Here is a 10010-nt window from a genome sequence, read left to right as displayed (position 1 = left end):
GCGCTCGACGCCGCGATCGGGCATGGCCTGGAGAAGCTCGGCGCCGTCAGGCAGGAGGTCGCCGCATGAACATGCACACCGCGCGCGCCGCCTTCGGCTTCGATACGCTCAAGACCATCCTGGGCATTCCGGTGCTGGCCATACGCTGGGACGAGGCCATCGCCTTGCTCACCAGGCTGATCGACGAGCGCCGCTTCACCAAGGTGAGCTTCCTCAACGCCCACAACGCCAACCTGACCTGCACCGACCCGGTCTTTGCCGAGGCGCTGGAAAACTTCCTTATCCTTCCCGATGGCGTCGGCGTCGACATGGCGGCCAAGCTGCTTTACGGCGCCCCTTTTCCCAGCAATCTCAACGGCACCGATTTCATTCCGGCTTTCCTGCAGGCCGCGTCGCACCCGCTGACGGTGGCGCTGCTCGGCACGACGCGCGCCAATGCCGAAGCTGCATGCGCGAAGCTGTCGACGCTCGCCATGCAGCACAATTTCGTCGTCATCCATGACGGCTTCTTCTCTGCCGCTGAGGAGCCGGCGATCCTCGAGCGCATCGCCAGGCTGCGGCCGGACGTGCTGCTTGTGGCGATGGGCGTGCCGCGCCAGGAATTGTGGATCGAGCGCCATATCGACAGTCGCCATTGCACGCTGCCGGTCGCCGTCGGCGCGCTGCTCGATTTCATGAGCGGCTCGGTGCCGCGCGCGCCGTTATGGCTGCGCTGCCTGCGGCTGGAATGGCTGTTCCGCCTGTGGATCGAACCCGGCCGCCTGTGGCGGCGCTACATCGTCGGCAATCCGCTCTTCCTGTGGCGTGTCGTCAAGCAGAAGCTGTCGCTCGGGCCACGACCGCTGGGGGCACGCCGGTGAACAGCCGCTTCGTGCCGGATACGTCTACCGCAATCGAACCGCTGCCGCGCGTACCCCTGGCCGCGATCGTCACGGCAAGCTACGCCCCCGATTTCGAACGCTGCCGGCTTTTGTGCGAAACCATCGACCGCCACGTCGCCGGCATGGCGCATCATTACATCCTGACCGAACATCGCGACGTCGCGTTGTTTCGCCAGCTGGAATCCGGCCGCCGCAGCGTTGTCGACGAGCGGGACCTGTTGCCGCGCTGGCTGCGCGCGTTTGACGATCCGCTGAGCGGTTTCCGCCGCCGCATCTGGCTGAGCCTGAAAACACAGCCGCTGCGCGGCTGGCATGTGCAGCAGCTGCGCCGCATCGCCATTGCCGGCCACGCCAAGGAAGACGTGCTCGTCTTCTGCGATTCCGATGTCGCCTTCCTGAAACCCTTCGACGCGAACGCCTTCTGGCGCGACGGCAAGGTGCGGCTGTTCCGCCGCGACGGCATGCTATCGAACGACGGCCATGACCAGCATCGCATCTGGTCGCGCAATGCGGGCACAGCACTCGGCATCGATCCCGCCAATCCATCGTGCCACGACTACATCTCGACGCTGATCGCCTGGCGCCGCGAGACGGTCAACGCGATGTGCGAGCGCATCGAGAAGGTGCATGGCCGCGAATGGGTCAGCGTGGTCGGTTCGGCGCGAAAATTCTCCGAATGCATGATCTATGGCCGCTACGTCGACGATGTGCTCGACGGTGCCGGCCATTTCCACGGCTCGGAGGAGTTCTGCCGCGTCCACTGGAACGGCGCGCCGCTCTCGGATGACCAGTTCCGCCGCTTCGTCGACACCATGGCGCCGGAACAGGTGGCGATCGGCATGCAGTCCTTCATCGGTACCGACATCGGCCGCATCCGCCGCCTGATCGGGCTTGCTGCGTAAGGCTCAGATGGCTTTGGCCGGCCGGCGCATCGCCGAATAGGTCAACAATGTCGAGGCAAGATAAAGCAGCAGGAAGACGATGTTGAGCGACAGGACCAGATTGGCCGTGTCGGGGATGGTCGTCAGCACATAGGTGAGCAGAACCGCCTTGAATCCGGCGAGCAGGCCAAGATTGATTGCCCTGACCGCCGTCTGGCCACGCGCGAACAGAAGCTCGGCCTGGTATTCGACAAGGTTGCGCAGTCCCGGCACGCAGACGGCGAGCGCCACCAGCGGCGCTGCCTCGGCGACATTCCTGCCGAGCGCGTTGGGGAAGAAGTGCAGCACGATGCCGAGCGACGCCAGCGCCAGCGTCGAGACCAGGAACACGCCGCACTCGATGCCGCTCTTCACCGCCAGCCGCGACAGCAGCTCCGGCGCCCGCATCATGCGCTGCACCAGCATCATCGAGAAAGTGCGGATCGGGATCGCGGTGAGATCGACCAGCCGCATGATGATGGCGTAGATGCCGGCCAGATGCGGCCCGCCGATCGACAGCACCAGCAGCTTGTCGAACTCCATCTGCAGGTAGAACAGCACTTCGGATCCGGCGACATAGATGGAATCGGCGAGCCGCCGGAAATACAGCTCGGCGCGCAGCCTCAGCCGCTGGCCCGGATAGAAGAAGGCGAAGGCGACGATCAGCGAAGCGGCATTGGCGCCGATGTAGAACAGCGACCAGACGCCGATCGTATGCTGCGCGGCTAGCATGAACAGGATGGCGCCGACTGCCCGAAGCGCTGTCGCCAGAATGGCGAGCACCGCCGCCCGCCCGAACTTGCCGAGCCCGTTGTTGACGATCAGGGCCACCTCGACCGGCCGCCACAACAGCGCCTCGGCGAAGACGATCGCCGCAAAGGCCGTCAGCGGCACGGTGTCGGCAAAGAAGATCAGGTAGACGATGTAGGAGGCGGCGGCGAGGAATGGCAGCGAGAGGACGCCGAGAAGCAGGAAACCGGCGGTGAATGTGCCGATCAGGTTGGGGCGGATCGTGGCGGTGCGGTAGAGCGCCGAGATGAAGCCGAAGGCGAGGATGCGTGACAGCATGATGCCGGCGGCCGAGGCTGTCGCGAACATGCCGAATTCGGCGATCGAAAGCGTGTTGGCCAAGGCGACGAAATAGGCAAGCGAGAACACCAGCCGGCCGCCGGCGCCGCTGATGGCCGAGAGATAGTCGAATACCAGTTTCCGGCGGGTGGCCACGAAGTGGCCGATCCGCGCGAAGCTCCGCCTTTGCGGCATGTCGCTGGCCTGGGTCATATCCGGGGCGATAGATAGGCTGGAAAGTTTAACGCGGCGTTCTGGCGCCTGTGCTGGCGGCGCCGGAATGCCGCGAGCAAGGCGAGAAACCGTGGGAGTGCGGACGCAAAATTAACCCTTTGTTTCCTATGCCCGTTTAGCGTGGCTTAACGATTGGCCCATCCGCCGCGCCCAAGCCGCCAGAGAGCAAGTTCCAGGATAATGGTCGACAGGGATAACCGTGATGACTGGAGGCGCGAGCGTTCCCTGCTCGCGCTCGGCCAAGCCATGCGTGGCGACGACAACACGGTTTCGATCGGCGACCGGGCCAACTCCTCCTGGCGCGAGGACGCCGCGGCGCGCCATCGCGCCGCACGTTCCGAACGCGAAGGGAAGTTGAATCCGCAGTCCAATGAAACCGGCGAATTTGGCCGCGATCAGGGACAAGCGGAATCCCAGCCGGTCGAGACCGAACATGACTGGCGCGCAAGAAGTCGGCCTGCGTCGTCCGGGCCGTTCTATGAAGCCCCGGCGGAGAGCCAGCAGTCGCAAGCCGCTCCCGAACCTCAGTCGAGCCGGCCATCCGCCGGCGACGTTTCCGAGGAATGGAAGCCGCTGATCGACCCGATGCAGGTCGTGCACGGCATCACGCGATCCAAGGCGCTGATCCTGTCGACGACCGTCCTGGGCGCCGCGCTCGGCGTCGCCATCGCCTTGTCGACGCCGAAGAAATATGAGGCCACCACCGACGTCATCGTCGACCCGCGCGACCTCAAGCTCACCGACCGCGACCTGACGCAGAACGTGGTCGCCTCGGATGCGACGCTTGCGATCGTCGAGAACCAGGTCCGAATCCTGACATCGGGCACCGTTCTCAACAAGGTCGTCACCGATCTCAACCTTACCAACGATCCTGAGTTCAACGGCCAGGGCAGTGGCGGCTTCGGCCTGATGTCAACACTCCGCTCGATCCTGTCGCGGCAGGATGCGGGTGCCGCGGACGAAGCGCGCAAGCGCTCGCTGGCGGTCGGCAAACTGTATGACAGCCTCGACGTCGAACGTGGCGGCAAGACCTTCGTGGTCTCGGTCAGCGCCACGACGCAGAACGCCGAGAAATCCGCCCTGATCGCCAACACCATGGTCAAGGCCTTCAAGCAGATATCCAGTGAGATCCAGTCGAGCACCGCGGGCCGCGCCAATGACGAGCTCACCGCCAGGCTCGACGAATTGCGCAAGGGCGTCGAGACGGCCGAGCGCGCCGTCGAGGATTTCCGGGCGACCCACGACCTCGTCGACGCGCAGGGTCACCTGATCAGCGACGACCAGATGCTGAAGCTCAACGAGCAGCTTTCCGTCGCCCGCGCCCGCACGCTGGAGCTCAATGCACGCGCCGCCTCGGCACGCTCGCTGAACGTCAATTCGGTCCTCAGCGGCACGTTGCCCGAGGAAATCAACTCCAACATGATGAGCGAGCTGCGCTCGCAATATGCTGCCCTGAAGCAGGAAGCCGACCGCGCCGAGGTCAAGCTCGGGCCGCGCCATCCGGAGATCGAGGCGCTGAATGCCCAGCTTGCCGGCGCGCGCGAGCGCATCAGCGCCGAGCTGCAGCGCATCGCATCCTCGCTGCAGGTCGACCTCAAGCGCTCCGTCCAGCTCGAGCAGGACCTTTCCTCGCGCTTGGCGCAGGCCAAGGTGCAGAGCGGCGACGTCAACAACAACCTCGTCTCGCTGCGCGAGCTGGAGCGCGAGGCGGCCGCCAAGCGTTCTGTCTACGAGCAGTTCCTGCTGCGCGCCAAGGAAACCGGCGAGCAGAAGGACATCAACACCGCCAATATCAGCGTCATCTCGGAGGCCTATGCGCCGCTGCAAGCCAAGGGTCCGTCGCGCGCCGTGATGGCTTTGGCCGGTCTGTTTGCCGGCCTCTTCGCCGGTATCGGCCTCGGCGCGCTGCGTGGCATCCTTGCCAGCCTGCGCGAGACGGCCGACACGCGCTCGCGCCGCCGGGCCGGCGATCGTGCTCCAACGGTGGGGAACGTTTTCAACGGTGCCGCTCCGCTGGCGCCGCCGCCAGTTACACCGCCACCGGCCCCGCCAGTCGCTCGACCGCCGGCCGCGTCTTTCACGTCGGAACATCCCGCGCCCTCTTTCACGCCACCTCCGGCCAAATCATTTACGCCGCCTCCGGCTCCGGCATTCACGCCATCGCCAGCCGCGTCTTTCACACCGCCGCCTGCCTCGCCTCCGGCCCCTCAACCGGTGTCGATGGCCGCGCCGCCCGCGGCCCAACCCGTCACACCGCCACCGATGCCGGACGATGACGCCGTCCGTCCCGGGCTTTTCGGGTCGCTTGCCTCGGCGCTCCGCTATTTCGTGCGCCGCGAGCCGGCTGAAACGGCGGATTTGGACACTGTGCCGCCCGAAAGCGCCTGGCGCGCGCCCAGCCGGGAGGAACGCTACCCTGGGGCTGAAACCTCGGCGCGGCAGAATATTCAGCCGCCATATGAGCAGGGCTATTCCTATCGGCCGGCCCATGGCCGGACCGACCCGTACGAAGATCATTATTCGGCATCGCCCGCCTCTTACGATCCGCAACCGCCAGTCCCGGGCGACGCCCGCCAGTCGTCGTCCGACCAGGGTGAGATCGACGAGATCCGCGCCAGCCTGCGCGAATTCCGCGAGGCGGTTCGCGAGCTGACCGAAAGCCGCTCGCGCCACCGCTATTTCTGAAGCGTCATATTATTGACACCCCATATTTCTTGACCGCTTGCGGTTCGATAAAAGCTGCCGGTTTCGGGTTTACGGCATCAGACGACGCTTTGACGGGATTGCCCTGTCGAATTTTCGTGAAAATGCCGCCCTGCATTTCGGCCGCAAGCATCTCGCTTTGGCGGATCGACAATGCCGATCGAGGAATGAGGCCATGCATCGGCCTCGGAGCGAAGCTGAGGGTTGGTGATGGCCGAAGTGATTGACGGAAAGAGTGTCGCCGAGGATGTGGTTTCGAAGGTCAAGGCTTTGACCGCGGAGCTGTCGGCCAAGGGAGCCACCAAGCCTGGCCTTGCCGTGGTGATCGTCGGCGAAGACCCGGCAAGCCAGGTCTATGTCGCTTCGAAATCGCGCACCGCCAAGGAATGCGGCTTCCATTCGCTCCAGCATACGCTGCCGACCGACACCAGCGAGGAACAGTTGCTGAAGATCATCGGCGATCTCAACGCCGACAAGTCGATCCACGGCATCCTCGTGCAACTGCCGCTTCCAGGCCATATTGACGCCGGCAAGGTGATCCAGACGATCGCGCCGGAGAAGGATGTCGACGGCTTCCACTTCATCAATGTCGGCAAGCTCGGCACCGGCGAGCTTGACACGGCCTTCGTGCCCTGCACGCCGGCGGGCTCCATGCTTTTGATCGAACGCGTGCGCGGCAAGGATCTTTCCGGCCTCAACGCCGTTGTCGTCGGCCGTTCCAACATCGTCGGCAAGCCGATGGCCAATCTGCTGCTCGCCGCCAACTGCACGGTGACCATCGCCCACAGCCGCACCAGGGATCTGCCGGCGCTGGCACGCACCGCCGACATCCTGGTCGCCGCCGTCGGCCGCCCCGAGATGGTCAAGGGCGATTGGGTGAAGCCCGGTGCCACCGTGATCGATGTCGGGATCAACCGCATCCCGGCGCCCGAAAAGGGTGAAGGCAAGAGCCGCCTGGTCGGCGACGTCGCCTATGTCGAGGCGGCCAAGGTCGCCGGCGCCATCACGCCGGTGCCCGGCGGCGTCGGGCCGATGACCATTGCCATGCTGATGGCGAACACTGTAGCTTCCGCCTACCTCGCGGCCGGGCTGAAGCGGCCGTCCTTCTGATCGAAAGCAGATCCTTGCCGAACCTTACTGCTCCTGTCGAACGGCCGATCACGAACGATCCCGTTCAGGGCGGCCGTCAGTTCGGCTTCCTGCTCGTCGACAAGTTCTCGATGTTCTCGCTGGCCGCCGCCATCGACTGCTTCCGCTCGGCCAACCGCCTGCTCGGCCGCGACTTCTATGGCTGGACGACGATTTCGGCCGACGGCGATGCGGTCATGGCCTCCAACGGCCTGCCGCTGAAGATCGACTATTCGGTCGCCGACATGCCGCCGGTCGACATCCTGTTCGTCTCGGTCGGGCTCACCACGGAATTCCCCGGCAAGAGCAAGGTGCTGGCGGCTTTGCGCAGCTGGGGCCGGCGCGGCAATGCGCTCGGCGCGCTGTCGGTCGGCTCCTATCTCCTGGCCGAGGCCGGGCAGCTCGACGGCTACCGCTGCACCATCCATTGGGAGAACCGCGCCGGCTTCATGGAGCGTTTTCCAGACATCAACTGCACCGGCAATGTCTTCGAGATCGACCGCAAGCGCTACACCTGCGCCGGCGGCACCACCTCGATCGACCTGATGCTGGAGATTGTGCGCGGCGATTTCGGCTCCAACCTGGCCAATGGCGTCGCCAATCAATTCCAGCACGAGCGCATCCGCTCGGCCGGCGACCGCCAGCGCGTCGGACCGGAGCGCGATCTCACCGGCAAGTCGGAGAAGCTCAGGCGCATCGTCGAGCTGATGGCCGACCATCTCGACGAGCCGCTGTCCGCCGTGCAGCTCGCCAAGTCGGCGGGCCTGTCGGTGCGCCAGGTCGAGCGCCTTTTCCTGCGTCACCTCAGCGTGACGCCCGGTCGCTATTACATGCGGCTGAGGCTCGAACGGGCGCGCGAATTGCTGCGCCAGACCAACATGCCGATCCTCGACGTGGCGATCGCCACCGGCTTCACCTCGCACTCCTATTTCGCGCAGAGCTACCGGCTGCAGTTTGGCCGCCCGCCATCGGAAGAGCGCCGCACCACTTATTAGAGCGCTCCGCCTTCCGCCCTCGGCCGGGCTTGTTTCCAGGACCCGCCTCAAATAGCTTTCGCAACGCGGACGAGGGTTGCTCTCAGGAGATTTTCATGGCGGGACTGATACGGAGCGTCGCTGCGGCGGCCTTCCTTTTGTCGATGACCAGTTTCGGCTTTGCCGCCAACAAGGTCATCATCATCCTCGATGCATCGGGTTCGATGTGGGCCCAGATCGATGGCAAGCCGAAGCTCGAGATCGCGCGCGAATCGCTGCGCACGGTGCTGCAGTCGGTACCGGCCGATGATGAGATCGGCTTCATGGCCTATGGCCACCGCACCAAGGGCAGCTGCGACGACATCGAGCTGATCGTGCCGCCGCAAGCCGGATCCGCCAGCGCCATTTCGGCCGCCGCCGACAGCATGAAATTCCTGGGCAAGACGCCGCTCACGGCCGCGGTCAAGCAGGCCGCCGAGGCGCTGAAATACACCGAGGACAAGGCAACGGTGGTGCTGATCACCGACGGGCTGGAGACCTGCGGCGGCGATCCCTGCGCACTCGGCAAGGAGCTCAAGGAAAGCGGCGTCGACTTCACCGCCGACGTCGTCGGCTTCGGCCTGACCGCCGACGAGGGCAAGCAGATCGCCTGCCTCGCCGAAAACACCGGCGGCAAATACATCCAGGCCTCCGACGAGAAGGCGCTGCAGGACGCGCTGGTCGAGACCGTGGCGGCTCCGGCTCCGGCTCCGGCGCCGGCGCCAGAGCCGGCTCCGTCACCCGCGCCAGCGCCCGAGCCCGCCAAGCCTGAATTCAATTTCATGCCGAGCGTGGTCATGGCCGAGGGGGGTCCCGAGATCTCCGACAACAGCAATGCCTGGGAAATCTACAAGGCCAATGCGGACGGCTCGCGGGGCGATCAGGTCATGACCGAGTACGGCGAGCTGAAAACCAATCTCGAACCGGGCGACTATATCGTCGTCGGCCGCGATGACGAGGCAAGAAGCGAGCAGAAGATCAAAATAGAGGCCGGCCAGGTTTACAAGCCGCTGTTCACGCTCAACGGCGGTACGCTGGTTATCCATCCGCATGCAAGCCAGGGATCGGAGATCAGCGGCGAGGCGCGTGTCGACTTCGCCTATCCGGGCGGCAGCACCACCCACTATGGCGACGCCAAGGCGACTGTCCCCGCCGGCGAGCAGAAGGTGACGGTGCAGATCGGCGCCGGCACGGTAACCGAGACCATTCAGCTTGCTGCCGGACAGACGGTCGAGAAGGACGTCGTCGTTGGCGTTGGCCACGCCGTGCTCAACGCCTTCTATACGGCAGGCGGTGACAAGGCCGACAATTCCGGCATTAGCTTCGAAATCGTCAAGGCTAAGAAGAAGATCGACGGTTCCCGCGAGAGCGTCGAGCACTCCTATGGTCCCGACAGCAAGTTCTGGCTGCCGCCGGACGACTATGTCGCGCTCACCACGCTCGATCTTGCCATTGCCGAGCAGCCCTTCACCATCAAGGCCGGCGACAACCAGGACATCAAGGTCACGCTCGACGCCGGCGTGCTGGCCATGTCGGCGCCAGGGGCTTACTCGATCGAGGTGTTCTCGTCGAAGAAGGATATCGAAGGCAAGCGCAAGTCGCTGGGCTTGAGCTATGGCGACAGCTGGCAGCAGACGATTCCCGCCGGCGATTATGTCGTCGTGCGGCACGCCTCCGACCAGGGCCAGGACAAGGAAATGCCGGTGACGATCAAGGCCGGCGAACGGAGCGAGATCACCGTGCAGTAGTTGTTTCGGCCGGAACAAAGACAAAGGGCGGCTCAAAGCCGCCCTTTGTCTTTTGAACCCGCAACGTCAGGCGCTTCCGAATGCCGCCGCCCCGTGGTCGGCGCGGCCGACCAGTTGCCGGAAGCCGGCGAACAGCTCACGGCCGAATCCGAACTCGTTGCCGATGAGGTCGGCGTCCGCCGTGCGGCGGAGCGCGAATTCGGTTCCCGGCACCAGCACCTCGAGTGTGCCGGCATCGGCGTCGAGCCGGATGACGTCGCCGTCATGGATCCTGGCGATCGGGCCGTCCTCGACCGCTTCCGGCGTCACGTGGAT

The 10010-nt window shown here is 65.0% G+C and carries 9 protein-coding genes; 6 read left to right on the top strand and 3 right to left on the bottom strand.

Going from position 1 to position 10010, the window contains the following annotated elements; translation table 11 throughout:
- The first annotated feature begins 65 nt into the window (after nucleotides 1-65).
- Nucleotides 66-860, top strand: a complete 795-nt coding sequence (locus tag EOA27_RS09185; protein WP_126079100.1) for a WecB/TagA/CpsF family glycosyltransferase — start codon at nucleotides 66-68, stop codon at nucleotides 858-860.
- Nucleotides 857-1783, top strand: a complete 927-nt coding sequence (locus EOA27_RS09180; protein WP_126079099.1) for a DUF6492 family protein — start codon at nucleotides 857-859, stop codon at nucleotides 1781-1783. The genes EOA27_RS09185 and EOA27_RS09180 overlap by 4 nt, the downstream gene beginning before the upstream one ends.
- Nucleotides 1784-1786: 3 nt before the next feature.
- On the opposite strand, the gene EOA27_RS09175 is transcribed toward EOA27_RS09180, so the two are convergent.
- Nucleotides 1787-3082: a lipopolysaccharide biosynthesis protein gene (locus EOA27_RS09175; protein ID WP_126079098.1), complete on the bottom strand. Its 1296-nt coding sequence runs from the start codon at nucleotides 3080-3082 to the stop codon at nucleotides 1787-1789.
- 201 nt (nucleotides 3083-3283) lie between these two features.
- On the opposite strand from EOA27_RS09175, the gene EOA27_RS09170 reads away from it, so the two are divergent.
- On the top strand, nucleotides 3284-5788 hold the full coding sequence (locus EOA27_RS09170) for a GumC family protein (RefSeq protein WP_126079097.1): 2505 nt from the start codon (nucleotides 3284-3286) through the stop codon (nucleotides 5786-5788).
- Nucleotides 5789-5792: 4 nt separating this feature from the next.
- On the opposite strand, the gene EOA27_RS09165 is transcribed toward EOA27_RS09170, so the two are convergent.
- Nucleotides 5793-5987, bottom strand: a complete 195-nt coding sequence (locus EOA27_RS09165; protein WP_126079096.1) for a hypothetical protein — start codon at nucleotides 5985-5987, stop codon at nucleotides 5793-5795.
- A 29-nt stretch (nucleotides 5988-6016) separates the two neighbouring features.
- On the opposite strand from EOA27_RS09165, the gene folD reads away from it, so the two are divergent.
- The 3 genes from folD to EOA27_RS09150 all read left to right on the top strand — a co-directional run bounded on the left by folD (nucleotide 6017) and on the right by EOA27_RS09150 (nucleotide 9695).
- Entirely contained in the window at nucleotides 6017-6916 is a 900-nt protein-coding gene (gene folD, locus EOA27_RS09160) for a bifunctional methylenetetrahydrofolate dehydrogenase/methenyltetrahydrofolate cyclohydrolase FolD (protein WP_126079095.1), read from the top strand.
- 14 nt (nucleotides 6917-6930) lie between these two features.
- Nucleotides 6931-7929 carry a GlxA family transcriptional regulator gene (locus EOA27_RS09155; RefSeq protein WP_095819786.1) on the top strand — a complete coding sequence of 333 codons (999 nt, stop codon included), beginning with the start codon at nucleotides 6931-6933 and terminating at the stop codon, nucleotides 7927-7929.
- A gap of 95 nt (nucleotides 7930-8024) precedes the next feature.
- Nucleotides 8025-9695, top strand: coding sequence for a VWA domain-containing protein (locus EOA27_RS09150; protein ID WP_126079094.1), 1671 nt, complete (start codon nucleotides 8025-8027; stop codon nucleotides 9693-9695).
- Between the two features lie 66 nt (nucleotides 9696-9761).
- On the opposite strand, the gene EOA27_RS09145 is transcribed toward EOA27_RS09150, so the two are convergent.
- On the bottom strand, nucleotides 9762-10010 hold a 249-nt coding region (locus EOA27_RS09145), incomplete at its 5' end, for a dihydroxy-acid dehydratase (RefSeq protein WP_189561991.1).

Source organism: Mesorhizobium sp. M2A.F.Ca.ET.037.01.1.1, from assembly GCF_003998075.1.
Classification (GTDB): Bacteria; Pseudomonadota; Alphaproteobacteria; order Rhizobiales; family Rhizobiaceae; genus Mesorhizobium.
Note: the sequence above shows the minus strand (reverse complement) of the source record. Positions and strands in the feature narration are given on the sequence as shown.

Bases quoted from the DNA above. Each gene is read 5' to 3' on its own strand.
- EOA27_RS09150 (WP_126079094.1), top strand. From the start codon at position 8,025: ATGGCGGGACTGATACGGAGCGTCGCTGCGGCGGCCTTCCTTTTGTCG.
- EOA27_RS09175 (WP_126079098.1), bottom strand. From the start codon at position 3,082: ATGACCCAGGCCAGCGACATGCCGCAAAGGCGGAGCTTCGCGCGGATC.
- EOA27_RS09170 (WP_126079097.1), top strand. From the start codon at position 3,284: ATGGTCGACAGGGATAACCGTGATGACTGGAGGCGCGAGCGTTCCCTG.
- EOA27_RS09185 (WP_126079100.1), top strand. From the start codon at position 66: ATGAACATGCACACCGCGCGCGCCGCCTTCGGCTTCGATACGCTCAAG.
- EOA27_RS09165 (WP_126079096.1), bottom strand. From the start codon at position 5,987: ATGCATGGCCTCATTCCTCGATCGGCATTGTCGATCCGCCAAAGCGAG.
- folD (WP_126079095.1), top strand. From the start codon at position 6,017: ATGGCCGAAGTGATTGACGGAAAGAGTGTCGCCGAGGATGTGGTTTCG.